Origin of the sequence: Pseudoalteromonas aurantia (assembly GCF_005886875.1) — a bacterium.
Classification (GTDB): domain Bacteria; phylum Pseudomonadota; class Gammaproteobacteria; order Enterobacterales; family Alteromonadaceae; genus Pseudoalteromonas; species Pseudoalteromonas aurantia_A.
Genome location: NZ_PNBY01000183.1, coordinates 1 through 477, shown reverse-complemented (window position 1 = coordinate 477; position 477 = coordinate 1). Strand labels below are relative to the sequence as shown.

The following is a 477-nucleotide window of genomic DNA, read 5'->3' as shown; positions in this document are numbered from 1 at the left end:
AGCACCATGAATAAGTTGCTTTCTGAGGTATTTATCTCCACGTTTAGTAATTGTGCCCAAACGATTTGTTTCACCAGACGCATATTGCCTAGGCGTAAGGCCAAGCCAGACACTAAAGTCTTTCGCACTTTTAAATGCTTGGCCTTTATCGATGCTGACGCTGAACGCGGAGGCAATGATAGGGCCAATCCCTGGAATGGATTGCATAATTTCTGCACTGGAAAATTAAAATTGACACCCACCCAAAATTGACTGTTTTTCATTCATTGCCTATGTTTTAGATTCAGCTTAAAAGATAGGCGATTTCCGTATGGCTACAGCACGCAAAAGGCAAGTGAGTTTAACTGATACCAAATACTACCATTGCATTTCACGGTGTGTTCGTCGTGCGTATTTGTGTGGTGAAGATAAGACAACAGGTCAGTCATACGCACACAGAAGAGGGTGGATAGAAGATAAACTGCTGGAGCTTGCCAA

The 477-nt window shown here is 42.8% G+C and carries 2 pseudogenes; one reads left to right on the top strand and one right to left on the bottom strand.

Annotated elements, in window-relative coordinates:
- Positions 1-210, bottom strand: a pseudogene (locus CWC18_RS20400) (transposase); the annotation flags it as partial.
- A gap of 100 nt (positions 211-310) precedes the next feature.
- Here CWC18_RS20400 and CWC18_RS20395 point away from each other — a divergent pair.
- Positions 311-477 (top strand): annotated as a pseudogene (locus tag CWC18_RS20395) (transposase); the annotation flags it as partial.